Origin of the sequence: Streptomyces sp. NPDC100445 (assembly GCF_044759735.1) — a bacterium.
GTDB lineage: Bacteria > Actinomycetota > Actinomycetes > Streptomycetales > Streptomycetaceae > Streptomyces.
This window is the reverse complement of the sequence record NZ_JBIVZV010000005.1, coordinates 445,350-470,633: the sequence shown is the minus strand read 5'-3', so window position 1 is coordinate 470,633 and position 25,284 is coordinate 445,350. Positions and strand designations below refer to the sequence as shown.

18 protein-coding genes are annotated in these 25,284 nt (G+C 74.8%); 10 read left to right on the top strand and 8 right to left on the bottom strand.

The features are described from left to right. Position 1 precedes the first annotated feature (1 nt). Positions 2–1,366 carry a phosphomannomutase/phosphoglucomutase gene (locus ACIQVT_RS16230; protein ID WP_403752933.1) on the bottom strand — a complete coding sequence of 455 codons (1,365 nt, stop codon included), beginning with the start codon at positions 1,364–1,366 and terminating at the stop codon, positions 2–4. 147 nt (positions 1,367–1,513) lie between these two features. Continuing rightward, positions 1,514–1,891: a DUF3499 domain-containing protein gene (locus ACIQVT_RS16225; RefSeq protein WP_403752930.1), complete on the bottom strand. Its 378-nt coding sequence runs from the start codon at positions 1,889–1,891 to the stop codon at positions 1,514–1,516. Positions 1,892–2,289: 398 nt separating this feature from the next. Between ACIQVT_RS16225 and ACIQVT_RS16220 the strand changes: the two genes are divergently transcribed. Next, positions 2,290–2,676, top strand: a complete 387-nt coding sequence (locus ACIQVT_RS16220; RefSeq protein WP_403752927.1) for a metallopeptidase family protein — start codon at positions 2,290–2,292, stop codon at positions 2,674–2,676. 101 nt (positions 2,677–2,777) lie between these two features. On the opposite strand, the gene ACIQVT_RS16215 is transcribed toward ACIQVT_RS16220, so the two are convergent. From ACIQVT_RS16215 to ACIQVT_RS16205, 3 genes are all read right to left on the bottom strand, one after another. Continuing rightward, on the bottom strand, positions 2,778–4,271 hold the full coding sequence (locus tag ACIQVT_RS16215) for a DUF5719 family protein (RefSeq protein WP_403752924.1): 1,494 nt from the start codon (positions 4,269–4,271) through the stop codon (positions 2,778–2,780). Next, positions 4,268–7,936 (bottom strand): glycosyltransferase, encoded by a 3,669-nt coding sequence (locus ACIQVT_RS16210; protein ID WP_403752921.1) that lies wholly within the window; start codon positions 7,934–7,936, stop codon positions 4,268–4,270. The genes ACIQVT_RS16215 and ACIQVT_RS16210 overlap by 4 nt, the downstream gene beginning before the upstream one ends. Before the next feature lie 236 nt (positions 7,937–8,172). Next, positions 8,173–8,436 carry a WhiB family transcriptional regulator gene (locus tag ACIQVT_RS16205; protein WP_003975777.1) on the bottom strand — a complete coding sequence of 88 codons (264 nt, stop codon included), beginning with the start codon at positions 8,434–8,436 and terminating at the stop codon, positions 8,173–8,175. A gap of 676 nt (positions 8,437–9,112) precedes the next feature. Between ACIQVT_RS16205 and ACIQVT_RS16200 the strand changes: the two genes are divergently transcribed. From ACIQVT_RS16200 to ACIQVT_RS16185, 4 genes are all read left to right on the top strand, one after another. After that, on the top strand, positions 9,113–9,655 hold the full coding sequence (locus ACIQVT_RS16200) for a cysteine dioxygenase (protein WP_403752918.1): 543 nt from the start codon (positions 9,113–9,115) through the stop codon (positions 9,653–9,655). A 135-nt stretch (positions 9,656–9,790) separates the two neighbouring features. Beyond that, positions 9,791–10,774 carry a 2-phospho-L-lactate transferase gene (gene cofD, locus ACIQVT_RS16195; protein ID WP_403752915.1) on the top strand — a complete coding sequence of 328 codons (984 nt, stop codon included), beginning with the start codon at positions 9,791–9,793 and terminating at the stop codon, positions 10,772–10,774. Further along, the gene (locus tag ACIQVT_RS16190) at positions 10,771–12,120 is read left to right on the top strand and encodes a coenzyme F420-0:L-glutamate ligase (protein ID WP_403752912.1); all 1,350 of its coding nucleotides are present in this window, start codon (positions 10,771–10,773) and stop codon (positions 12,118–12,120) included. The genes cofD and ACIQVT_RS16190 overlap by 4 nt, the downstream gene beginning before the upstream one ends. A 57-nt stretch (positions 12,121–12,177) precedes the next feature. Beyond that, positions 12,178–13,194 carry a DNA-3-methyladenine glycosylase family protein gene (locus ACIQVT_RS16185; protein ID WP_403752909.1) on the top strand — a complete coding sequence of 339 codons (1,017 nt, stop codon included), beginning with the start codon at positions 12,178–12,180 and terminating at the stop codon, positions 13,192–13,194. A gap of 786 nt (positions 13,195–13,980) precedes the next feature. On the opposite strand, the gene ACIQVT_RS16180 is transcribed toward ACIQVT_RS16185, so the two are convergent. Both ACIQVT_RS16180 and ACIQVT_RS16175 read right to left on the bottom strand, forming a co-directional pair. Then, positions 13,981–15,063 carry a sugar phosphate nucleotidyltransferase gene (locus tag ACIQVT_RS16180; RefSeq protein ID WP_403752906.1) on the bottom strand — a complete coding sequence of 361 codons (1,083 nt, stop codon included), beginning with the start codon at positions 15,061–15,063 and terminating at the stop codon, positions 13,981–13,983. A gap of 169 nt (positions 15,064–15,232) precedes the next feature. After that, positions 15,233–16,618, bottom strand: a complete 1,386-nt coding sequence (locus tag ACIQVT_RS16175) for a peptidoglycan recognition protein (RefSeq protein WP_403752903.1) — start codon at positions 16,616–16,618, stop codon at positions 15,233–15,235. A gap of 129 nt (positions 16,619–16,747) precedes the next feature. On the opposite strand from ACIQVT_RS16175, the gene ACIQVT_RS16170 reads away from it, so the two are divergent. From ACIQVT_RS16170 to ACIQVT_RS16155, 4 genes are all read left to right on the top strand, one after another. Further along, positions 16,748–17,503 (top strand): TIGR03089 family protein, encoded by a 756-nt coding sequence (locus ACIQVT_RS16170; protein ID WP_403752900.1) that lies wholly within the window; start codon positions 16,748–16,750, stop codon positions 17,501–17,503. 121 nt (positions 17,504–17,624) lie between these two features. Beyond that, positions 17,625–18,797: an LCP family protein gene (locus ACIQVT_RS16165; protein ID WP_403752897.1), complete on the top strand. Its 1,173-nt coding sequence runs from the start codon at positions 17,625–17,627 to the stop codon at positions 18,795–18,797. 231 nt (positions 18,798–19,028) lie between these two features. Continuing rightward, positions 19,029–20,822 carry an LCP family protein gene (locus ACIQVT_RS16160; RefSeq protein WP_403752894.1) on the top strand — a complete coding sequence of 598 codons (1,794 nt, stop codon included), beginning with the start codon at positions 19,029–19,031 and terminating at the stop codon, positions 20,820–20,822. Positions 20,823–20,904: 82 nt separating this feature from the next. After that, on the top strand, positions 20,905–22,551 hold the full coding sequence (locus ACIQVT_RS16155; RefSeq protein WP_403752891.1) for an LCP family protein: 1,647 nt from the start codon (positions 20,905–20,907) through the stop codon (positions 22,549–22,551). Positions 22,552–22,615: 64 nt separating this feature from the next. Here the strand turns inward: ACIQVT_RS16155 and ACIQVT_RS16150 are convergent, their stop codons facing one another. Beyond that, positions 22,616–23,644 carry a glycosyltransferase family 2 protein gene (locus ACIQVT_RS16150; protein WP_403752888.1) on the bottom strand — a complete coding sequence of 343 codons (1,029 nt, stop codon included), beginning with the start codon at positions 23,642–23,644 and terminating at the stop codon, positions 22,616–22,618. A gap of 251 nt (positions 23,645–23,895) precedes the next feature. On the opposite strand from ACIQVT_RS16150, the gene ACIQVT_RS16145 reads away from it, so the two are divergent. Then, positions 23,896–25,278, top strand: a complete 1,383-nt coding sequence (locus ACIQVT_RS16145) for an LCP family protein (protein WP_403752885.1) — start codon at positions 23,896–23,898, stop codon at positions 25,276–25,278. The last annotated feature ends 6 nt before the right edge of the window (positions 25,279–25,284 follow it).

Here is a 25,284-nt window from a genome sequence, read left to right as displayed (position 1 = left end):
CTCAGCCCCTGATGATCGCCAGGGCCTCGTCCCTGATCTTCCTCATGGTGGCCTCGTCCTTCGCCTCCGCGTTGAGGCGCAGGAGTGGCTCGGTGTTGGAGGGGCGGACGTTGAACCACCAGTCGGCCGCGGCGACGGTGAGGCCGTCGAGGTCGTCCAGGGTGACGTCGGCGCGGCCCTCGTACGCGGTGCGGATCGCGGTGAGGCGGGCGCCCTGGTCGGCGACGGTGGAGTTGATCTCGCCGGAGCCGGCGTAGCGGTCGTACTGGGCCACCAGGCCGGACAGCGGGCCGTCCTGCCCGCCGAGGGCCGCGAGGACGTGCAGGGCGGCCAGCATGCCCGTGTCGGCGTTCCAGAAGTCCTTGAAGTAGTAGTGGGCGGAGTGCTCGCCGCCGAAGATCGCGCCGGTTCGGGCCATCTCGGCCTTGATGAAGGAGTGCCCGACCCGGGTGCGGGCGGGGGTGCCGCCGTTCTCCCGGACGACCTCCGGGACGGTGCGGGAGGTGATCAGGTTGTGGATGACCGTGCCGGTGCCGCCGTTGCGGGCGAGTTCACGGGCGGCGACCAGCGCGGTGATCGCGGACGGGGAGACGGGGTCGCCGTTCTCGTCCACGACGAAGCAGCGGTCGGCGTCGCCGTCGAAGGCGATTCCGAGGTCGGCGCCCTCCGCCGGGACCCGCTTCTGGAGGTCGACCAGGTTCGCCGGGTCCAGGGGGTTGGCCTCGTGGTTGGGGAAGGTGCCGTCCAGCTCGAAGTACATCGGGACGAGGGTCAGGGGCAGGCCGGCGAAGACCGGGGGGACGGTGTGGCCGCCCATGCCGTTGCCGGCGTCGACCACGACCTTCAGCGGGCGGATCGAGGTGAGGTCGACCAGGGAACGCAGGTGGGCCGCGTAGTCCTCCAGCGTCTCCCGCGAGGACAGGGTTCCCGGCCGGGCCGCGGGCTCGGGAGCGCCCTCCTCCAGCCAGCGCTCGGCCAGCTCGCGGATCTCGCCCAGTCCGGTGTCCTGGCCGACGGGGGCTGCGCCCGCGCGGCACATCTTGATGCCGTTGTAGCGGGCCGGGTTGTGGGAGGCGGTGAACATCGCGCCCGGGAGGTCCAGCGCGCCCGAGGCGTAGTAGAGCTGGTCCGTGGAGCACAGGCCGATCTCGGTGACGTCCACGCCGAGGTCCGCCGCGCCGCGCGCGAAGGCGCGGGAGAGGCCGGGGGACGAGGGCCGCATGTCGTGGCCGACGACGATGGCCGCGGCCCCCGTGACCTGTGCGAATGCGGCGCCGAACAGTGCGGCCAGGTGCTCGTCCCACTGGTCGGGGACCACACCGCGCACGTCGTACGCCTTCACGAGCTGCGACAGATCGACAGTCACGGCCAACCCTTCCGAAGTCCTATGGGTGCCCACAAACTACCCGTCCGGGGTGCGGGGGCGGCGCGCGGACACCGGCTGGGCGCGGAACCGGGGGGGCGGGCGCGCGGAGCAGAACCGTCACGCCTGGCGCGGTGGCGAGGGTGGAGTTCAGTTGTCCGGGGAGCGCAGGACGCGGAGGTGACCGCGGCGGGCCACCTCCATGGGGTCCACGGAGCGGGCCCCGCCGCCGCCCGCGCCGGCCGCGCGCTGCTGCGGGCGGGCCGCCTCGCGCACGGCGTTGGCAAGCGCTTCCAGGTCGTCACCACTGGGCCGCGCGGGGGCGGAGCCGTCGAGGAGGCGGACGACCTCCCAGCCGCGCGGGGCGGTGAGGCGCTCGGAGTGCTCGGCGCACAAGTCGTAGCAGTGGGGTTCGGCGTAGGTGGCGAGCGGGCCGAGGACCGCGGTCGAGTCGGCGTAGACGTACGTCAGCGTCGCGACGGCGGGTCGGCCGCAGGCGGTGCGCGAACAGCGACGTACAGGGCTCACGACGTTGGACGGTACCGCACTCTTGAGCGGGCCGCGACGACTCTCCCCCAGGTCACTCCACCGTGTCGTGGTGTGAGACGCCCCACACGCCGCTCCGGAGCGGCCCCGCCGGCCCGGGCGGGAGGGCCTGCCGAGGGTGCCGGGGCGCGGGAGAAGCGGTCATATGTCGGTACGAACGCCGCCGCTCACCCGCCGTCGGGCGGGCCGGGAAGGGTACGGCAACGAGCCGGACCCCGGCCGGAACGGTCGTCCCGCGACACCGGTGATCACCGCGGGTTGCCGTGTGCAGCCGGACGGGCGCAGGCTGCGGGGACTACGCTTCCCCGGTGATGGACAACCGTGTACCGCCCCGTGCCGCCGGACCCGGACCCCGTCGCCGTGATCGCCACGGGCGGGGTATGCGGGGGCCGATCGCGCCGCCGCAGGTGCCGCTCGCGGCCAGCCGCGCCGAGATGTTCGCGGACCTGGTGCAGGACTCCGTGGACCGTCTGGAGCGGCGCTGGCCGCAGGTGGCCGACATGGACTTCCTGGTGCTGGAGGTGCCCCGGCTGGAGGGCCGGGGCGAGGACGCGGCGTGGAGCGACGAGGCCGTGCCGCTCGGGGGGACCGTACCCGCGCGGGAGGGCCGGCGGGCCGGGGTGGTCGTCTACCGGCGGCCGGTGGAGATCCGGACCAAGGGACGTGACGAGCGGGCCGCGCTGGTGCACGAGATCGTGGTGGAACAGGTGGCCGAGCTGCTCGGGCTGACGCCGGAGACCGTGGATCCGCGGTACGGGGAGGACTAGCGCCTCCCGTCCGGACCGGCCACGGGTCCCGGCGGGAGATCCTGGGGCGGGGAGCCGGCGGAACCACCCGACCGGCCGCCCCGGATCACCCGCCCGGACGCCTACTTCTGGAGGACGGACAGGTCCTCCCGCGTCTCGGGGACCGCCACCGTGCCGTGGTCGTCCGCCAGGGTCTGGACGGTGAAGGCCGCGACGTCCGTGCCGGACGCGGTGAGCGTGCGGGCCGCGTAGACGGGACCGCCGGATTCGGTCCGCACCGTCAGCGCGTACGTGCCTCTCAGGCCGCCCGGGACCAGGTCGGTGATGTCCTCGGTGGTGCCGGGTTTCACCGTGTACGTCTTGGTGACGGGGGTGCCGCCCTCGCTGCCGGCCGACGCGGTGACCTCGACCGTGGCCGTGGCGGTGGGGGCCGTCAGGGCGAGGGTCGCGTGCTTCGCCCGGTTGTCGGCCGCTGTGGCGCGCGCGCCGACCGGGGCGGTGGCCGGGATGAACGCCGTCTCCTTCTTGTCCCCCTTGCCCCGGACGACGCGGAGCGCCGCGACGACCGGGACCGGTCGGCCGGTGGGGGTGAGGACCAGGGAGCCGGCCTCGCCGCGGGTGACGTCGCCGAGGTCCACCGCGCCCGTCATGCCGGACTTGACGTGGAGGGTCTCGTTGCCGGCCGGGGTGATCAGGCCGTCGGGCGAGGCCAGGCGGATCTTCAGGTCGGCGTCGTCGTCGCCGGGGGTGAAGGCGATGAGGCGGACGTCGGTGGCGTCCTTCGGGATGCCGGGCAGGACCAGGCTGCCGGCCGGGTCGGCGGCCGCGGCCAGCCAGTCGCCGCCCGTCTTGTCGTCCAGGGCCCGTACGGCCGCGCCGACCCGCCCGCTGCGGACGCCGACGTGCACGGTCAGGTCGGCCTGCCGCTCGTCGGTGAGCGTGGGGAGCAGGAAGGCCTTGCTGGTGTGCGGCCGGACGGTGAGGTTCTCGCCCAGCGGGGACTTGATCGCCCCGTCCGGACCGAACAGCTCTATGTCGACGACGGCGGTGGAGTCGTCGGGGTTGGTCAGGTGGACGTAGTCGGTGCGGCCGGCGGCCGTGGCGGCGCCCGGGAACCAGAACTCGGTGTCCGCGCCGGTGCAGCCGACGCCCTGGAGGCCGCGGCCGGTGCCGGCGGCGATCTCGGTGGTCTCCTGGACCGTCCAGCCGGGCGCGAACCCGCCGTCCGCCGTGCCGGCCAGCGCGGGGGCGGCGCCGGAGGTGTCACCGGTGGCCGGCGTGCCCGGCGCCTTCGGGGTGAGCACGGGCGGAGTGGCCTTCGCCTTGCCCGCCTTGCCCTTCCCGCTCCCGGCCGTCTCCCCGCCGGCCGCCACGAACCGCGCCGAGCCGGTGTGCGCGGCGCCCTCGGTGACCGGGGTGAACGAGGTGTACGTCGTGTCGGCGATGTCCGAGTCGCTGGGGGCCGGGCAGAGCAGGCCGGTGCGCTCGACGGGCAGCCGGGCGGTCGTCCGGGGGGCGGGGGCGCCGGACGCGGCCGGCGTGGTGACCGCGGCGAACGCGGTGACGGCGGCCAGCGCGGCCGTGCCGGCCGCCAGGGACAGGGTGGTGCGGTTCACTGCTGGCTCCCGTCGGGGCGCTCGGTGCCGGTCCCGTGGGGACGGGCCGGGTCGTAGCCCTGCCCGGCGGGGTCGTGGGCGGGGTCGTAGGCCGGCGGGTACTCCTGGCCGTAGCCCTGCTGCTGGTAGGCCGCCGGGTCGTACGGCGCCGGGCCGGCGCCGCCGTCGTAGGCGTACGGGTCGTAGGGAGCCGCCTGGTAGGGATCGGGCTGCTGGTACGCCGGCTGGTCGTAGCCCGTCCCGGTGCGGTACGGGTCCGTGCCGTGGCCGCCGTCCCCGGTGTCGCCGTAGGAGGCCGGGTCCCACTCGTCGTAGGACTGCTGGTGGGGCACGGCCGCCGGGGGCTGCTCGGCGGGTGCGGGCGCGGCGGGCGGGTCGCCCGCGGCCGGTTCCTCGGCCTGGGCACGCAGCCGGCGGGCGCGGCGGCCCTCGCCGGCGGTGGCCTGGGCGGGCACGGGCTGCTCCTCGGGCAGGTCGTCGTCGACGTCGCGGCGGCGGCCGGGGAGGGCGAGGACGACCAGGACGACGGCGAGCGCGCCCTGGGCCCACAGCCAGGCGGTGTGGGCGAGCGGCGCGTCGTAGGTGACGTCGAGCCTGCCGCCGGCGGACGGCAGCCGGAAGCCCTGGGCCCAGCCGTCGACCGTGGTCGGGGTGAGCGGTCTGCCGTCGAGGGTGGCCGTCCAGCCGGGGGCGGCACTGTCGGCCAGGCGCAGGACGCGGTCGCCCGAGCCGGCGGGGACCGTGGTGTGGACCTCCACCGGTCCCGCGGCGACCGGCCGGGCCGGACCGCGGCCGGCGGCGGGCACGACGGCCGCGCGGGAGACCTCGCGGTCGACGCGCCACAGCGCGTTGCCGCCCTGCCGGCTCAGCCGGGACAGGCCGGGAGTGGCGTCGAGGACCCGGGTGATGTCGCGGGGTGCGCCCTGGTGCACGAGGACGTAGCGCACGGCGAAACCGCCGAGCTGGTCGGCCTGGTCGGCGCCGGAGCCGGCGACCAGGTCGGCGACCACCTTGTCCAGGCGGGTCTCGGCGCCGTCGGCGGCGGCGAGTTCGGCGTCGCCCATGCGGGCGCCGGAGCCCCGGACCAGGCTGTAGCGCACGCGCGCGGTGGAGTCGCTGTCCAGGACCAGGGTGCGCGCCCGGTCGCCGGTGTCGGAGTCCTCGGCGACGAACGCGGGCACCTGTGCCGGGTCGCGGCGCTCCAGGGGGCCGTCGGCGCCGCCGATCACCCAGCCCGCGGCGACGAGCAGCGGGCCGGCGGCGGCGGCGAAGGCGATCAGGGCGGCGACGGGCTGGCGCCAGCCGAAGCTCTGCTCGGCCACGCGCGCGCGGGCGCCGTCGGCGCCGAGGGCGGCGGCGGCCAGCAGGGCGATGCCGTAGACGAGGGTGGCCGGTCCCGCCCAGGTGGAGCGGTTGGACAGGACGGCGAGGACGAGGCCGACGAGGGCGGCGGTCCAGGCGGCACGGATGCCGAGCTGCCGTTCGGAGCGCAGCAGGGCGGCGAGCGCGGCGAGCACGATGCCGATGAGCATCAGGCCGTGCACGGTGCCGGGTCCGCCGGGGCCGGCGCCGAGCAGATCCGTCGCGGAGGCCGAGGAGGCGCCGTACTCCAGGCCGGCCTCGCGGAAGAAGCCAGTCGGCAGCAGCGTCAGCGACCAGGGCGCCAGGAGCAGCAGCGGGGTGCCGAGCTGGACGAGGAATCGCGGGCCGTGGGCGACGAGCTCGCGGCGGCGCAGGACCAGGACGCCCAGGCCGAGGACGAGGGCGGCGGGCCACACGATCGGCGTGAAGGCCGTGGCGACGCTCAGCAGCAGCGCGTACGCCCAGGTGGCCCGCCAGCTGCCGGGTGCGCCGGTGCGGTGGCCGAGGCCGCTCGCGGCGGTGCCCGCGCGGGCGATGAGCGGGAGCAGCACCGCGAGGACGGCGGTGCCGACGCGGCCGCCGGCCAGGGCGCCGGTGACGGCGGGCAGGAAGGCGTAGCCGACGGCCGCCCAGGCGCGCAGCAGCCGGGAGGTGACCAGGGGGCGGGAGGCGAAGTAGGCCGCGCATCCGGCGAGCGGCACCGAGCCGACCAGCAGGACGGTGACGGCGAATCCGGCGGAGCCGAACAGGAGGGAGCCGAGGGCCGCGACGAACGCCAGGTAGGGCGGTGCGGAGGAGGTGCCGCCGGAGCCGACCGGGTGCCAGGCGTCCAGGTAGCGGGACCACAGGTCGCCGGCGTCGGCCGGGGCGGGCAGCAGGGCGCCGCCGGCGAGGGCCCCGCCGCCGAGCAGGGCGCGGCAGGCGGCGAGGGAGACGAGCAGCAGGACGAGGAAGAGCACCGGTCCGGGTCTGCGGGCGATCCGCCGGAGCCGGGCGAACTGCTCGACCTCCAGGAAGTCGGCGTCGTCGCCGCCGGGCCCGGACTCCACGGCGCCGCCGTGCCGGCCGGCCGAGGTGGTGTCGACGTCGGAGTCGGTGGCGAAGTGGCCCGCGAGCTGTTCCACGGTGGCCCGGACGGTGGCGCCGGGCGGCGGGAACAGGCCGCGCAGCTCGCCCTTGTCGGTCCGGGCGGGGCCGCGGCGGCGCCGGGCGGCGATGATCCGTTCGGGGCGCAGCAGGGTGCTCAGCAGACCGCGGATCTCGTCCAGGGCCTGTCCGGGGACCTTGCCGACGAGGTAGGCGAGGGTGCGCAGGACGGTGCCGACCAGGATGCGCGCCAGTACCCAGGGCAGCGCGGCAGTACGGGTGTTGGCGAGCAGGGTGTAGACGGCGCCGGCCTTGTCGACCTTGTGCGGGGAGGCGGCTGTGCGGCCCGCGCAGTCGACGGTGCGGCGCTCCCGGGAGGCGGCCTCGGCGTGCCGGACGACGGCGTCGGGGGCGACCAGGACGCGGTGGCCGGCGGTGTGGGCGCGCCAGCACAGATCGACGTCGTCGCGCATCAGGGGCAGCCGGCGGTCGAAGCCGCCGAGCTGTTCGAAGACGTCGCGGCGGACGAGCATGCCGGCGGTGGACACGGACAGCACGGTGCGGACGTGGTCGTGCTGGCCCTGGTCCTGTTCGCGGCGGTCCAGGCCGGTCCAGCGGCGGCCGGAGTTGGCGAGGGTGACGCCGACCTCCAGCAGCTGCCGGCGGTCGTACCAGCCGCGCAGCTTGGGGCCGACGATCGCGACGTCGTCGCGGCCGAGTTCGAGTTCGGTGTCGACGACCCGGAGCAGCTGGGCGAGGGCGTCGGGTTCGGGGGCGCAGTCGTCGTGCAGCAGCCAGAGCCACTGGACGGGTTCGCCGTGCGGCAGTTCGGGCAGGTCGTAGGCGTCGTCCCGCCAGCTGCGGGTGACCGGGTCCCAGCCGCTGGGGCGCTTGAGGTACGGCAGGTCCTCGGGGGTGAGGACGGGCGCGGTGCGGCACGCCTCCTCGACGGCCTGGCCGAAGCCGGTGCGGCGGGCGAGGTGCAGCACGTCGGCGTCGCCGAGGGCGTCGGTGAGCAGCTGGGCGGAGCCGTCCGCGCTGCCGGTGTCGGCGGCCACCGCGTACTGGACGGGGCGCTCCTGGCCGAGCAGCCCGGCGAGGGCGTCGGGCAGCCAGCGGGCGCCGTCGTGGGAGACGAGGACCGCGGTCACCACATGGCGCGGGAACTCAGGGGTGGCGGTGCCGTCTTGGGCCGCCGTATGGCTGTGCACGGACATCGAGGTACGGGCCCCGGTTCGATGGACTGCGGTGGACGTCCGCGCCTCCTCGTGCGTCGAGGGGACGGCGGGGCGTCTCGGACGAGCGACCACACTATCGGCTGACCATGACGACGGCCCGCCGCCTGTGGACAACCCACCGGCGCCGGGCCGTTCGTGACGTTCCCGTGTGTACGCGTGCGTGTGTGCGTGCGCGGGAAGCCGTACGCGTGCGGCCAGTCCGCGGACCGCTGCGCTCAGACGGCGGCCTTCTTCAGCCGGCGGCGCTCCCGCTCGGACAGGCCGCCCCAGATGCCGAAGCGCTCGTCGTTGGCGAGGGCGTACTCGAGGCACTCGGAGCGGACCTCGCAGGCGAGGCAGACCTTCTTGGCCTCTCTGGTGGAGCCGCCCTTCTCGGGGAAGAAGGACTCGGGGTCGGTCTGGGCGCACAGCGCGCGCTCCTGCCAGCCGAGTTCCTCGTCCGCGTCGTCGACCAGCAGTTGCTGCACCAGCTCGGTCATGTGCGCCCCTCGTCCGTCTTTCACGTCCCCGTGCGTGGCCGTTACCGATTCCGGCTGAACGACACGAGTGAAATTACAAGTGTGCTGCTCCGGGCGAGTCAAGCCGAGATCTGCTATTGGGCCCGTTATTCACTCTGCGGAACCAAGGCCGTGCGGAAAGTGTTCAAATCGGCATAAACCTTGACACACAGACGGGACCGGCAGGGCGGCCCGGATCCCGTACACCCGTCTGTACGGAGAAGGACGTCCCCGTGTTCGATCGCGTTCCGTGAGGCTCGAGCGCTCGGATGTGCCCCATGTGTCCCGGCATCCCGGTGAACAAACCTTTCACCTGACAGAAGAACCGGATGAGGTGAAACACGTCCCACATACCGGGCCACGAGTTGACACCGCGGGTGTGAACCGGTGTCCTAGTGGGCATGCTCGCGAACTCGGCACCCGCCTCGACCCGCTCCGCCGGGTCCCTCGGTGCCGCCCGCGCGCGCTGTAGCTGTTGCTGCTGTCCCAGCTGTTGAGCCGAGCCCGCTCCGGCTGTCCCCGAGTCCATCCCGGCTCGGCCGCGTTCCACGCCTCGTGATCCCCGCACCGGGGCACCCCGCCCGCCCGTGACCCGGACGGACCGCACGCGTCACCCAGCTCCGGCCCCCCACTCTTCACCGAGGACCACCGCACCCCGATGAACAGCGACAACGACCTCCAGATCGCCGGCGACCTCCTCGAAGTCCCGCATCTGCTCCAGCCGCCGCGCGAACACCCGGCCACCGTCGCCGAGTTCGTGGGACTCGCGCGCTCGATCGCCGCCGACCGCGACCAGTGGGCGCACCTCGTCCGCTACGACGCCACCACCCGCTGGTACCACCGGCTGCGCACCGGCCCCGGGTACGAGGTGTGGCTGCTGTCCTGGGTGCCCGGGCAGGGCAGCGGGCGGCACGACCACGGCCGCTCCTCCGGGGTGCTGACCGTCCTGGAGGGCGCCCTCACCGAGCGCACCGCGCACGGCACGCGCGTGCTGACGGCGGGCGCGGCGGACACGTCGCCGCACGGGGGCGGCGGGGAGTGGGGACGGGTGTTCGCACCGGGGTACGTGCACGAGGTCGTCAACGACACGCTGGAGCCGGCGGTCAGCCTGCACGTGTACTTCCCGGGGCTGACCGAGATGCCGATGCACGACTCCCCGCACTGCGAGGCGCGCACCGGGCCGCACCCGGTGACCGCCTGACCGCTGACCGCCTGCCGGGCTGCCGGGCTGCCGGGCTGCCGGGACCCGCGCCCGGGAAGCCCTGCCCGAAACCCGTCGGCGGCGCGTCCGGTGACTGCCTGACGTGTTGTCGTACCCGCCTGCGAGACTTGCCCCATGCGCATTGTGGTTCTGGCAGGCGGCATCGGTGGTGCCCGTTTCCTGCGTGGTCTGAAGCGGGCCGCGCCGGACGCGGACGTCACGGTCATCGGCAACACCGGCGACGACATCCATCTCTTCGGGCTGAAGGTCTGCCCGGACCTGGACACGGTGATGTACACGCTGGGCGGCGGCATCAACGAGGAGCAGGGGTGGGGGCGGGCCGACGAGACCTTCCACCTGAAGGAGGAGCTGGCGGCCTACGGCGTCGGGCCCGAGTGGTTCGGGCTGGGCGACCGGGACTTCGCCACGCATATCGTGCGGACGCAGATGCTCGGCGCCGGCTATCCGCTGAGCGCGGTCACCGAGGCGCTGTGCGACCGCTGGCGCCCGGGCGTGAAGCTGATCCCGATGACCGACGACCGCGTCGAGACGCACGTGGCCGTCACCCTGCCCGGCAGCGACTCCGCCGCGGGCGACGGCGAACGCAAGGTGATCCACTTCCAGGAGTACTGGGTGCGGCTGCGCGCCTCCGTCCCGGCCGAGGCGGTCGTCCCGGTCGGTGCGGACCAGGCCAAGCCGGCGCCGGGCGTGCTGGAGGCCATCGCGGCCGCGGACGTCATCCTCTTCCCGCCGTCCAACCCCGTCGTGTCCATCGGCACGATCCTGGCCGTGCCCGGCATCCGCGAGGCCATCGCCGAGGCGGGCGTGCCCGTGGTGGGCCTGTCCCCCATCGTCGGTGACGCGCCCGTGCGCGGGATGGCCGACAAGGTGCTCGCCGCGGTCGGCGTGGAGTCGACGGCCGCCGCGGTCGCCGAGCACTACGGCTCCGGGCTGCTGGACGGCTGGCTGGTCGACACCGTGGACGCCGGCGTGGTGGAGCGGGTCGAGGCCGACGGCATCCGCTGCCGGGCCGTGCCGCTGATGATGACGGGCCCGGAGGAGACCGCGCAGATGGCGCGGGAGGCGCTGGCGCTGGCCGAGGAGGTGCGGGGAGCGTGAGCGAGGAGCGCCCGGAGTACTCGGTCCGGGCCCTGTCGGGCATCCCCGAGGTGCGGCCGGGTGACGACCTGGCCAAGCTGATCGCCGCGGCCGAGCCGGACCTGGCCGACGGTGACGTGCTGCTCGTCACCTCCAAGATCGTCTCCAAGGCCGAGGGCCGGGTGGTCCGGGCGGCCGACCGGGAGGCCGCGATCGACGCCGAGACGGTCCGGGTGGTGGCCCGGCGCGGCGCGCTGCGCATCGTGGAGAACCGGCAGGGCCTGGTCATGGCCGCCGCCGGGGTCGACGCCTCCAACACCCCCGCGGGGACGGTGCTGCTGCTGCCCGAGGACCCGGACGCGTCCGCGCGCGCCCTTCGCGCCGGTCTGCGCGACGCCCTCGGTGTCGACGTCGGGGTCGTCGTCACCGATACCTCCGGGCGGCCCTGGCGCACCGGGCTGACGGACGTGGCCATCGGCGCGGCCGGGGTGCGCGTGCTGGACGACCTGCGCGGCGGCACGGACGCGCACGGCAACCCGCTCAGCGCGACCGTCGTCGCCACGGCGGACGAGTTGGCCGCCGCCGGTGACCTGGTCAAGGGCAAGACGGCCGGCCGGCCGGTGGCCGTGGTGCGCGGCCTGGCGCACCTGGTGACCCCGGCCCGGGACGGCCGGGACGGGGACGGCGGCGCCGCCGCCGCGGCGGACGACGAGGGCGCGCGGGCGCTGGTGCGCATCGCGCGGGACGACATGTTCCGGCTCGGCACCTCGGAGGCGGTCCGGGAGGCGGTGACGCAGCGGCGCACGGTCCGGGCGTTCACGGACGAGCCCGTGGACCCCGGCGCGGTGCGCCGCGCGGTGGCCGCGGCGGTCACCGCGCCCGCCCCGCACCACACCACGCCGTGGCGGTTCGTGCTGCTGGAGTCGGCACGGTCCCGCACCCGGCTGCTGGACGCCATGCGGGACGCCTGGGTGGCCGACCTGCGCCGGGACGGCCGGAGCGAGGAGTCCGTCGCCCGGCGCGTCCGGCGCGGGGACGTGCTGCGCGACGCGCCCTGCCTGGTCGTGCCGTGCCTCGTCATGGACGGCTCGCACACCTACGGGGACGCGCGGCGGGACGGCGCCGAGCGGGAGATGTTCGTCGTCGCGATGGGCGCGGGCGTGCAGAACCTGCTGGTCGCGCTGGCCGGGGAGCGGCTGGGCTCGGCCTGGGTGTCGTCCACGATGTTCTGTCGGGACGTGGTGCGCGAGGTGCTGGAACTGCCGGCCGGCTGGGACCCGATGGGCGCGGTGGCGGTCGGTCACCCGGCCGGGGAGCCGGGACCGCGGCCGCCCCGGGACGCGGAGGCGTTCCTCGAGGTGAGGTGAGAGCCGCCGGACACCGCCTACCCTCGTAGGACAGCCCCGGCAGCCCTAGGACCCCCAGTGGCAGGACGTTTCCCCCAGCGCCCCACGCGTACGACCGTGCGCGGCGGGCATGCCGTCGTGCCCGCCGGGAGCGGGGTGCCGCGGCAGGCGACCGCGCCGGTGCGGGTCCGGCGGTGGGTGCCGGACGGCCCCCTCGACCTGGGGCTGGTCCTCGGACCGCTGCGGCGCGGGCCCGGCGACCCGACGTTCCGGGTGACGGCGGACGGGTCCGTGTGGCGTGCCGCGCGTACGCCCGCCGGGCCGGGCACGCTGCGGGTGCGCGCGCACGGCGGCGAGGTGCTCGGCGAGGCGTGGGGGTCCGGCGCGGACTGGCTGCTGGAGCGGTTGCCCGAGCTGCTCGGTGCCGCCGACGATCCCGGCGCGTTCGTGCCGCGGCACCGGCTGGTGGCGCTGGCACGGCACCGGCGGCCGGGGCTGCGGCTGACCCGGACCGGGCTGGTGCTGGAATCGCTGATCCCGTCCGTGCTGGAGCAGAAGGTCACCGCGGACGAGGCCTACCGGGCGTGGCGGCTGCTCGTACGGCGGTTCGGTGAGCCGGCGCCGGGGCCCGCGGGCACGGGGGAACGGCCGATGTCCGTGATGCCGGCGCCGCGGACGTGGGCGCTGATCCCCTCCTGGGAGTGGCACCGCGCCGGCGTCGACGACAAGCGGGCGTCCACGATCCTGCGGGCCGTGCGGGTCGCCGCGCGGCTGGAGCAGTCGGTCGGGATGTCGGCGGCGGCCGCCCGGGCCCGGCTGGAGGTCGTGCCGGGGGTGGGGCCGTGGACGTCGGCCGAGGTCGTGCAGCGCAGCCACGGGGCGGCGGACGAGGTGACGGTGGGGGACCTGCACCTGCCGGGTATCGTGGGGTGGGCGCTGGCCGGGGACCGGGACGCGGACGACTCCGTGATGCTGCGGCTGCTGGAGCCGTACGCCGGGCAGCGGCACCGGGCGGCGCGCCTGATCCTGCTGAGCGGGCACCTGCCCGCACGGCGGGTGCCGAAGATGCCCCGGGTGGACATCGGCTTGCTCTGAGGACGCGCCGTCGGGCCGGGCGCCGTCGGCCGGATGTCGCCGACCGGGCGCCGTCAGGCGGGGCACCCTCAGCTGGATGCCGTCAGCCGGGCATGTCGGGTCGAGCACCGTCCGCCGGGCACCGTCAGGCTGGGCGCCGTCAGCCGGGTGCCGTCGGCCGGGCACCGGACGGGCGTCGTCAGTCGGACACCATCAGGCCGGACACCGCCCGGCCGGCCATCCTCAGCCGGATGCCGCCAGCCGGGCACCCTCGGCGGATGCTGTCAGCCGGGTGCCGTCGGCCGGGCGCCCTCAGGCCAGGCACCCTGAGCCGGGTGCTGTAGCCGGGCACGTCAGGTCGGACACCGGCCGCCGGGCGCTCTCAGCCGGGCACCGTCAGGCTGGACGCCGCCAGGCTGGGTCTCATCAGCCGGGCACGTCAGGTCGGACACCGGCCGCCGGGCGCTCTCAGCCGGGCACCGTCAGGCTGGACGCCGTCAACCGGGTGCCGTCGGCAGGGCACCGGACGGGCGCCGCCAGCCGGACACCGCCAGGCCGGCCATCCTCAGCCGGATGCCCGAGCGCCCTCGGCGGACGCCGTCAGCCGGGCACCGCCAGGCCGGGCACCCTCAGCCGGACGCCGTCAGCCGGGCACCTTCGGCGGATGCCGTCAGCCGGGCACCGTCAGGCCGGGCACCCTCGGCCGACGCCGTCAGCCGGGCACCGTCCAGGCCGGGCGTCCTCGGTGGATGCCGTCGGCCGGCCGGGGCGGGACGCCCGTCCTGGGTCCGGCCGGGGCCGTCGTGGTCAGCGGTCCGGGGAGAAGCGCAGTGCGGCCGGTGGGATGCGGGCGTCGCACCAGACGCGCGCTCCCTCGCGCAGTTCGTTGTCGGCGCCCACGACCGCGCCGTCGCCGACCACCGTGCCGGTGAGGACGGAGCGCTCGCCGACGCGGGCCCGGGCGCCGACGAGGGAGTCGGTGACGACGGCGTCGGGTTCGATGACGGCGCCGGGGAGGATGGCCGAGCCGGAGATCCGCGCGCCCGGCGCCACGTACGCGCCCTCGCCGACCACCGTGCCGCCGGTCAGCTTCGCGTCCGGCGCGACGGTGGCCGTGGGCAGGACCAGGCGGTCGCCGCGGCGGCCCGGGACGGCCGGGGACGGGGCGCGGCCGAGGACCAGGTCGGCGGAGCCGCGGACGAACGCGGCGGGGGTGCCGAGGTCCAGCCAGTAGGTGGAGTCGACCATGCCCTGGAGGTGGGCGCCGGCGGCCAGCAGGCCGGGGAAGGTCTCGCGTTCCACGGAGACGGGGCGGTCCGCCGGGATCGTGTCGATGACCGAGCGGCGGAACACGTACGCCCCCGCGTTGATCTGGTCGGTGACGATCTCCTCCGGCGCCTGCGGCTTCTCCAGGAACGCCTGGACGCGGCCGGTGGCGTCCGTGGGGACGAGACCGTAGGCCCGCGGGTCCGTCACCCTCGTCAGGTGCAGGGAGACGTCCGCGCCCGTCGACTCGTGGGTGGCGACGAGGGCCCCGATGTCGAGGCCGGTCAGGATGTCGCCGTTGAAGACCAGGACCGGGTCGTCGGGGCCGGAGCGCAGGCGGGAGGAGACGTTGCGGAGGGCGCCGCCGGTGCCGAGGGGTTCCTCCTCGGTGACGTACTCCAGGTGCAGGCCCAGTGCGGAGCCGTCGCCGAAGCAGGGCTCGAAGACCTCGGCGAGGTAGCTGGTGGCGAGGACGATGTGGTCGACGCCCGCCGCCGCGGCCCGCGCCAGCTGGTGGGTGAGGAACGGCACCCCGGCGGCCGGGACCATCGGTTTGGGCGTGTGCACCGTGAGTGGTCGCAGCCGCGTGCCCTTGCCGCCGACCAGGAGGATCGCTTCTGTCACCTGTCGTCTCTGCTTCCTGCCGGGTCCGGCCGCACCACTCGTCGACCGTCGTTTCGGCCGGTCAGTGTATGCAGAGCGGGCGACGACACCCTTCGACGGGCGCGCGGCCCCCGTCGGATGGCCGCACGCTTTCCCCCCGGTGGAGGCGGTGCGGGCCCCGCGCGCGGCCTCAGCGCCCTTGGTAGCGCGCGGCGCTGGAGCGGGCCGTGCCGAGCTTGGCGTAGAGCCGTTTGCCGGGGCACGCGGTGGCGAACCCGTCCCGGTGGCCGGAGATGACGTGGAACCGCACGGTCCGTCCCCGCGGGTAGCGGTTGCCGCCGCCCGACGTCAGCGAGGTCCGCCCGCGCGGATCGCCGCCGTAGAGCCCGAGTTTCCAGGCGGTGAGCCGGGCGACGGACTTCACCGCGGCGCTCGACGGCTTGGCCGAACCGTAGGTGCCGATCACCGCGATGCCCATGCTGTCGGTGTTGAACCCGAGGGTGTGCGCGCCGAGGACCGCCTTGGCCACGCCGCCGGCCCGGCCCTCGTAGAGGGTTCCGCACTTGTCGACGAGGAAGTTGTAGCCGATGTCCCGCCAGCCCGCGCTGCGCACGTGGTAGCGGTAGATGCCGCGGACGACGGCGGGGGCCTGGGCGCAGGTGTAGCGGTTGCCGGAGGCGGTGTGGTGGACGAAGGCCGCCTTGACCTTTTCGGTGTAGACGAACCCGCGGCGGCGCAGCGACTCGTCGGCGCCCCAGCCCCGGCGGGTGACGATGCGCGGGCGCGGGCCGATGTGCGGCTTCGCCCGGGCGGTGCCGGTCAGGCGGGTCGGTTCGCGATCGGTGTCCCGCCGGTCCGGTTCCGGGACCACGGTGGCGCCGGAGCGGGTGGGGCCGGTGCCGGCGGCCGGGGCGGCTCCCGCGCCGGGGAGGGCGCGCGCCGAGCCGGCCGGTGGCGCCTTCCTCTCCTCGCCTGGGTCGACCAGTTCCAGGCGCAGTCCCGGCGGCAGCACGGTCCGCGGCGTTCGCCCGCGCCCGTCCGGGGTGCCCCCGGTGCCGCCGTCCGCGCGCACCCGGAGGTCGACTCCGTCCGAGTCGCCCACCCAGAGCGGCGCGGTGGCCCCGCGCACCCGGCGGGCGGAGCGCTCGGCCGTGCCCGGGTCGGCGCCGTGGTCGGCGTTGTGCGCCTCGACGTCCTGCCAGCGGGACCACTTACCCGTCGCGACGGAGCGTGTGCGCACCCGGACCCGTCCGGGCAGCGTGGCGTCCGGGTCGTTCCAGACGACCCCGACGAGCGCGAACCGGCCGACCTGCGCCCGGTACAGCCCCTGGTCGGGGGCCGTGCCGCCGACCCGCTCGGCGGTGAGCGGCACAAGAGGCAGCGACCGGGTGCCGCCCGGGATCTCACCTCCGGCCGGTCCGCCGGCGGTGGCGGCTCCCGGCGTCCGCCCGGACCCGGCGGTCACGGCGGCGGCCGGCGGCGCGGGCGTGAGGGCGACGACCACGGCGCAGGCGAGGCCGATCGACCGGACGGCGAGCGGGAGGGCGCCGGCGGCGGAAGTGAGGTGTCCACGCATGGGCCCGATCGTGGACACAGTGCTCCGGCCCTGTCCATCGGGGAACTGGCGGGCCGGCGGGGGCCGTTCCGCCGAACCGGTGGCCGCTCCACGCGGTGCGCGCGCCGGCCCGCGCGTACCCTGTGCCGGGTGAACGCCACCGATCGCACCCCTGCCGACCTGCTGACTTCCGCACTGGCCGCGGACCCCGGCCGCCCGCTGGTGACCTTCTACGACGACGCCACGGGCGAACGCGTCGAACTGTCCGTGGCCACCTTCGCCAACTGGGTGGCCAAGACCGCCAACCTGCTCCAGGGCGACCTGTCCGCCGGGCCCGGCGACCGGGTCGCGCTGCTGCTGCCCGCGCACTGGCAGACGGCGGTGTGGCTGCTGGCGTGTTCCTCGGTGGGCGCGGTGGCGGACGTCGCGGGGGACCCGGCGGCCGCCGACGTCGTGGTCAGCGGGCCGGACTCCCTTGAGGCCGCGCGGGCCTGCCGGGGTGAGCGGGTGGCGCTGGCGCTGCGCCCCCTGGGCGGGCGGTTCCCGCAGGCGCCGCAGGGGTTCGCCGACTACGCCGTGGAGGTGCCGGGGCAGGGCGACCGGTTCGCGCCGTTCGCGCCGGTGGACCCGCGGGAGCCGGCGCTCGTCGTCGCCGGGCGGGAGTTCGGCGCGGCGGAGGTGGTCGAGCGGGCCTCGGCCGAGGCGCCGGCGCTGGGGCTGACGGGGCCGGGGTCCCGGCTGCTGTCGGGACTGCCGTACGACACGTGGGAGGGGCTGGCCGCCGGGCTGTTCGCGCCGCTGGCCGTCGGGGGCTCGGTGGTGCTGTGCCGGCACCTGGAGCGGCTGGACGAGGACGGTCTCGCGCAGCGGGTGGAGAGCGAGCGGGTGACGGCCCTCCGGCGGTAGCGCCGCGGCGGCGCCGTTCCCCCGGCCGGCGTACCCCGGGGCGCCGCGCGGGCCGGTTCCCGCCATGGTCGTAGGAGCAGGAGGACGTGACGCCCGTACGCCGTGAGGGGGTGGCCCCGCCGTGACCGACCCCTCGGACAGGTCCCCCGGTCCCGGAGCCTCCGCCACCGGTACCGGGCTCTCCCGGCGCCGGTGGCGGCGCCGGCTGCGGTTCTCGGCGCTGGGGGCCGTCCTGCTCGCCGTGCTGGCCGGCGGGGCCTGCTGGGCGGTCTACGCGAAGCTCAGCGCCAACATCACCGCGGACGACGCGGCCGCCGCCGAACTGGCGCGGTACGAGCGGGAGCGGCCCACCGCGCTGGTGCGGGACGCGCAGAACATCCTGCTCATCGGGTCCGACACGCGGGCCGGTGAGGGCAACGGCGCGTACGGGCGGGACCTGGGCAGCGAGCGGTCGGACACGACGATCCTGCTGCACCTGGCCGCCGACCGGCGCAGCGCCACCGCCGTCTCCCTGCCCCGGGACCTGATGGTGGACGTCCCCGGCTGCCGGCAGTCCGACGGCACCCGCAGCGACCCGGTGTTCGCGATGCTCAACCACGCCTTCCAGGTGGGCGGCTCGGCGTGCACGATCCGCACCGTCGAGAAGCTGACGGACATCCGCGTGGACCATCACGTGGTCGTGGACTTCAGCGGGTTCAAGGACATGGTGGACGCCGTCGACGGGGTCCAGGTGTGCCTGCGGGAGCCCGTCGACGACGCGGCGGCGAAGCTGAGGCTGCCCGCCGGGAAGGTGACGCTCGACGGGGAGCAGGCGCTCGGGTACGTGCGCGCCCGCAAGACGCTCGGCGACGGCAGCGACACCGAGCGGATGGAGCGCCAGCAGCGCTTCCTCGGGGCGCTGGTGGGCAAGGTGCGCGGTGACGACGTCCTGCTGAACCCGGTGAAGCTGTACCCGGTGCTGGACGCGGCGACGTCGTCGCTGACCACCGACCCGGAACTGGCGAACCTGCGCGGGCTGTACCAACTGGTGCGCGGACTGCGCGACGTCCCCACCGACCGGGTGCAGTTCCTGACCGTGCCCAGGGAGTCGTACGTCTACGACTCCAACCGGGACCAGCTCGTGGAGCCCGCGGCCGAGCGGCTGTTCGCGCGGCTGCGGGCCGACCGGCCGGTCGCGGTGGCCCGGGACGCGCACAGCGGGGACACAGGGAAGCCCGGCGAGGACGGCAAGAGCGACCCCTCGCCGATGCCCACCTTCCGCGGGAACACGGCCGCCGAACAGACCTGCGGGTAAGAGGCTGACCAAGACAAGCGCCTTCCGGCCGGAAAATGGGCGGGATTGCCCGGTTGTAGGGAGGTGGAATTTGTCACCGGCGTCGCCCGACGCCGAACCGGGCGGATAGTGTGAGCGATCCGGTGCACCTGGCCGCGAGGTCCGACCTGGGGTCGTGCACTGTTTCACCGAGACCCGAGCGCCTGATTGGGGGAAGGCGCCGCGTGGCCCCGACGGAGGATTCGGACAACCGTGGACGCGCAAGGCCGTGGGCGGGCGGACAACATCGATCCCGCAGACCAGTGGGTGCTCAATCCGAACACCGGCGAATACGAACTGCGACTGACCCCTTCCCCAGCGCAGTCGCCGGTCCCCGGACCGCGCAAGCCCTCACCCCGTGACGGGGGTCGCGCGACGGGCGGCCGTGCCCGGCCGCCGGCCGACGACGCCCGGCCGGAGCCCCGCACGCGCGGCACCGACGTGCCGCAGCCGCGCTCGTCCCGGCGCCGGGGCGGCGAACCGGAACCGGCGCAGGGGCGACGCGCCGCCCGTGAACCGGAACCGGCGCAGAGCCGGCGCGCCGCCCGGCGGCCGGTGAAGAAGAAGTCCCGGACGAAGAAGGTCCTGCTGTGGACCGGCGGCAGCATGGCCTTCGTGCTGGTCGCGGTGACGGCCGCCGGCTACCTCTACGTCAGGCACCTGAACGGCAACATCACGTCGGTGTCCGACGACGGCGCCGGCACCGGCGGCTTCAGCAAGGACCAGGCGATCAACATCCTGCTGATCGGCACCGACAAGCGCACCGGTAAGGGCAACGAGGGGTACGGGGACTCGGGGAGCGTCGGGCACGCCGACACCACCATCCTGCTGCACCTGTCCAAGGACCGGTCGAACGCCACCGCGCTGAGCATCCCGCGCGACCTGATCACCGACATCCCGGACTGCCCGACGCAGCAGGCGGACGGCTCCCGGAAGGTCATCCCCGGTACGCCGGGCGCCCGGTTCAACCAGAGCCTCGGGCAGGACGACCGCACGCCGAGCTGCACCATGCGCACGGTGACGGCGCTGACCGGGATCACGCCGGACGACTTCATGGTCGCGGACTTCAACGCGGTCAAGACGCTGACCGAGGCGGTCGACGGGGTCGAGGTCTGCCTGGCCAAGGACATCGACGACGCCGACTCCCACCTGAAGCTGTCCAAGGGCACCCACACCATCTCCGGCGAGCAGGCGCTGGCGTTCGTCCGCACCCGGCACTCGGTGGGCTTCGGCGGCGACCTGAGCCGGATCGGGCTCCAGCAGCAGTTCCTGGGCGCGCTGATGCGCAAGCTCAAGGGGAACTCCACGCTCACCAGTCCGACGAAGATGCTGAAGCTGGCGGAGGCGGGCACCAAGGCGCTCACCGTGGACGACAAGCTGGACAGCATCGGCAAGCTGAAGGACCTGGGCCTGGAGCTGGGCAAGCTCAACCCGAAGAACCTGACCTTCACCACGGTGCCGGTCAAGGACAACCCGGCGGAGAAGGTCCACGCCACCGTGGTGCTGGACGAGGCGAAGGCACCCGCGGTCTTCGACGCCGTCCGCAACGACGTGTCCTTCACCGAGGTGAAGAAGCGGCAGAAGGCCGCGAAGGACGCCCAGGCGGCCCGGCTCAAGGGCACCAAGGCACCCGCCTCCGAGGTCCGGGTGCGCATCCTCAACGGCGGCGCCGTCACCGGCAGCGCCCAGGCGGTGCTCAACTGGCTCCAGAACGACGTGGGCGTGACCAAGTCGGAGAACGCCGGCAACGCCCCGGCGGCGCTCGGCAGGACGACGCTGGAGTACGCTCCCGGCCAGGCGGCCCAGGCGCGCCGGCTGGCCGCGCTGATGGGACTGTCCGGATCGGCGCTGAAGCCGGGCCGCAGCGTGACCAACTCCCAGGGGCTTCCGGCGATGACGCTGACCCTGGGCAAGGACTTCAAGGGCGCGGGAGTGTCGCTCACGGTGCCGACGAAGGCGCCGGAGGTGGACAAGTCCACCGCGGACAAGGTCAAGTGCGCCTCGTAGGTAACCCTGCGGGCCCGTCGTGCGTCTAACCGGACGCGGGACGGGCCCGTTGTCGGGCGCAAGGGGTGGGGAGGGCAGGGAGTTGACGCAGAGCGAGGTGCGCGGACGGGCTGCGGCGGTCGAGGACGCGAAGTCGCGCACGCCGCGGACCGCGGCCGCGTCGGCGGGGCGGGGCCGGCACGGCGGCAGGGGGCGGACCGCTGGTCCGAAGGAGGGGCCGAGACGACGCGGACGGCGGGCCATACGCTGGTCGGCGACCGTGCTGGCCGTGGTGATACTCGGGACGGCGGGCGCCGGCTACCTGTACTACCAGCACCTCAACAGCAACATCGAAAAAGGGGCGCGCACCGGAGGCGACGACTCCAAGGCGCGCCGGACCGAGCCGAACGCGGCCGGTCAGACCCCGCTGAACATCCTGCTGATCGGCTCGGACAGCCGCAACAGCGCGGAGAACGTGAAGCTCGGCGGCAGCAGGGACCACGCCGGTGACCCGCCGCTGGCGGACGTGCAGATGCTCATCCACCTCTCGGCGGACCGCAGAAGCGCCGCCATGGTCAGCATCCCGCGGGACACCCGGGTGGACATCCCCGCGTGCAAGGACCCCGACACCGGCAAGCAGTACCCGGCGACGAACGACATCATCAACGTCACCCTGGCCCGCGGCGGCGCCGGCTGCACGCTGCTCACCTGGGAGAACCTCACCGGGGTCTACATCGACCACTGGATGACGATCGACTTCGCGGGTGTGGTGCGGATGGCGGACGCCATCGGCGGTGTCGAGGTCTGCGTGCGGCAGAACGTGTGGGACCACCCGACGCGGGACGTGCCCGGCGGATCGGGGCTCAAGCTGAAGGCCGGGACGCACAAGGTCTACCACGAGCAGGCCCTCCAGTGGCTGCGCACGCGGCACGCCTGGGGCGACGACCTGATGCGGGCCCGCGCCCAGCACATGTACCTGAACTCGATGATGCGCACGCTGCGCAAGCAGAACGTGTTCACCGACACCGGCCGGCTGATGGACCTGGCGGAGGCGGCCACCAAGTCGCTGAAGGTGTCCGAGGAGATCGGCACGGTCAAGAAGCTGTACGACCTCGGCATGCAGCTGAAGTCGGTGCCGGCCGACCGCATCACCTCGGTGACCATGCCCAACAAGCGGGACCCGCAGAACCGCGACCACGTGGTGCCGGACACGCCCAACGCCGACAAGATGTGGCAGATGCTCCGGGACGACGTGGCGTTCGACAAGAACGGCGGCAAGTCCGGCGCGAAGAAGGGCGCCGAGGACGACAAGCCCTCGCGGAAACCGTCGGTCGAGCCGGGCGGGCTCGGGGTGCTGGTGCGCAACGGCACCCGGACCGCCACACAGCCCGCGGTGGGGCAGCGGGCCTCGGCCATCACCCAGGTCCTCGTCGGCAAGGGCTACACCCGCGCCCAGGCCGACGCCTCCGGCAGCCTGGCCGAGGACAAGACGGCCGTACGGTACCCGAGCGCCGACCTGGAGGGCGACGCGCAGACCCTGGCCGCGGCGCTGGGCATCCCGATGAGCGCGGTGCACCGGTCGACGGACGTCTCCGGGGTCACGCTCGTCGTCGGCGCGGACTGGCGCAGTGGCAGCAGCTACTCCGCGAAGTCCGAGCCGAAGGCGGGCGACCTGCCGGACAACTCCGACGCGGTCAACGGCTCGGACACCAAGTCCTGCATGCCGGTGTACAGCGTGTACCGGTGGTAGCCGGGTGAACGGCGAGGGGCCCCACCCGCCGGGGTGGGGCCCCTCGCCGTTCACGTGCGGCCGGTCAGGCGGCGTCCGGGACCGCCGGCCGCCGGGAGGCGATGACCTTCCGCGCCAGGGACCGGGGGCTGGTGAGGAAGCCCCAGCCCCAGCACATGTGCATGGTGGCGAGGGCCACCGGTATCCGCAGCCGGGCCGCCAGGGGCAGCCCTCGGCCGGCCGGGACGGAACCCGCGGCGATCGCCGCCAGGTAGCCGCCGGGGACCAGCAGGCCCCACGGGGTCACGGCGGCGCCCACCACGATCCCCGCCGCGATCGCGCACACCGCCACCGGCGGGGCGAGGTAACGCAGGTTGATGGAGCCCGAGTGGTAGCGGGCGACGACGTGCCGCCAGCGGCCGTAGTCCTTGTACTGCTTCGCCAGCGCCCGTACCGACGGCCGCGGCCGGTACGACACCCTCAGCTCGGGCGAGAACCAGATCAGCCCGCCCGCCTCACGGATCCGGAAGTTCAGCTCCCAGTCCTGGGCGCGGATGAACTCCTCGTTGTAGCCGCCCTGCCGTTCCAGGGCCTCCCGGCGGAAGACGCCGAGGTAGACCGTCTCGGCGGGGCCGGCCCGGCCGCCGGTGTGGAAGGCGGCGTTGCCCACGCCGATCTTCGAGGTCATCGCGGCGGCGACCGCGTGCTCCCAGTCGTTCTCGCCCTCGGCGTGCATGATGCCGCCGACGTTCTGCGCGCCGGTCTCCGCCAGGAGGCGGACGGCGGTGGCGATGTAGTCGGGCGAGAGCATGCCGTGGCCGTCGACGCGGACCACGACCGGGTGCCGGGAGGCTTTGATCGCCGCGTTCAGCGCGGCGGGCGTGCGACCGGTGGGATTGGGGACGGTGTGCACGCGCGGGTCTTCGTGCACCAGCTCGGCGGCGATCTCGTCCGTGCGGTCCGTGGACGGACCGAGGGCGATCACGACCTCCATCTCACCGGCGTACTCCTGCGCGAGGATCGCTTGGACGGCCCCGCGCAGATGCCGCTCCTCGTTGAGGACGGGCATGATCACGGACACAGCGGGGAGCCGCACGTCGGGCTTGGCGTTCATAGGAGAGTCACGTTACCGCGAACGGGGGACACCGGTGCGCGCCGCCGGGGCACCGCGGCGGGCTGGAGATCGTATCGGCCTACTGTGCTCACGGATCCCACGTACGGCCTCGTCCGGAGGTGTCCCCCTTGCCCAGCCCGCCCAGGTCGCCCGCGCGTCCGCAGCCCCGACCGCAACCGCCCCGCCGTGTGCCGCGCCCGCCCGAGCGGCCGGTGCACTCCGTCCGGCCACCCCGGCGTCCGCGCTGGGCCATGCGGGCGGTGACCACCCTGTCGGTCGTGGTGCTCGCCTCGGCCGGCATCGGCCACGCGGTCGTCAGCAGCCTGGACGCGGGCATCGCCCGGATCGACGCCTTCAAGGACATGAAGAACCGGCCCCGCGCCGGTCACGGCATGAACGTCCTGCTCGTCGGCACCGACGGCCGCGACAAGATCGGCGAGCGGGAGCGGCGCGCGTACCGGCTGGGCGGCGAGCCCTGCCACTGCACCGACACGATGATGATCGTGCACATCGCGGCGGACCGGGACCGGGCCACCGTGGTGAGCCTGCCGCGCGACTCCTACGCCGAGATGCCGGCGCACGTCGACCAGAACTCCGGGCAGCGCCACGGCCCGCACCCGGTCAGGCTCAACGCGGCCTACGCCGAGGGCGGCCCCCAGCTGACCATCCGCACGGTCGAGAACATGACCCACGTGAAGATCGACCACTACCTGGAGGTCGACTTCACCAGCTTCATGCGGACCGTCGACGTGCTCGGCGGGGTGAAGGTGTGCACGCCGACGCCGCTGAAGGACTCCTACACCGGCCTGGACCTCCCGCCCGGCACGCGCACGCTGATGGGCGGGCAGGCGCTCCAGTACGTGCGGGCGCGGCACGTCGACGGGGCCAGCGATCTCGGCCGGATGAAACGGCAGCAGCGGTTCCTGGCCGCGCTGCTGGAGAAGGCGACCTCCTCCGGGGTGCTGCTGAACCCGATGCGGTTCCGGGACGTGACCCGGGCGGTGCTCGGCTCGGTCCGCGCCGACGCGGGGTTCGGCACCGACGAACTGCTCGACCTCGGCCGCGCGATGCGGAACTTCTCCCCCTCGTCCTCGGAGTTCACCACCGTGCCGCTGGCGCAGCTGGACTACCGGGTCAAGGGCATCGGCTCGACCCTGAAGTGGGATCAGGCGAAGGCGGCCAGGCTGTTCCAGTCGCTGCGCGACGACGAACCGCTCACCGCGGACCGCCCGCACCGGGGCCCCGCGCCGGTGCCGGTGGAGGTGGCCCCGGACCGGATCCGGGTGCAGGTGGAGAACGGCTCCGGCACCGCCGGGCTGGCCAAGCGGGTCGACGCCGCCCTCGTGGCGAACGGTTTCGCCACCACCCGGCAGCCGGTGACCGCCCCCGGCCGGGTCCGGCACACCGTGATCACCTACGACCCCCGCTGGGACCGCTCCGCGCTCTCCCTCGCCGCGGCCCTGCCGGGCAGCGAGCTGCGGGCGGCCCCGGGCCAGGGCCCGCTGCTGAAGGTGGTCGCCGGGCCCGACTTCGGCGACGCGCGCAAGGTGCGCAAGGTCCGCTTCGAGGACCCGGGGCAGCCGGAGCAGAACGTGGTGCGGGGCAGCGAGGTGGTCTGCTCGGGCACCGCGTAGGACGGG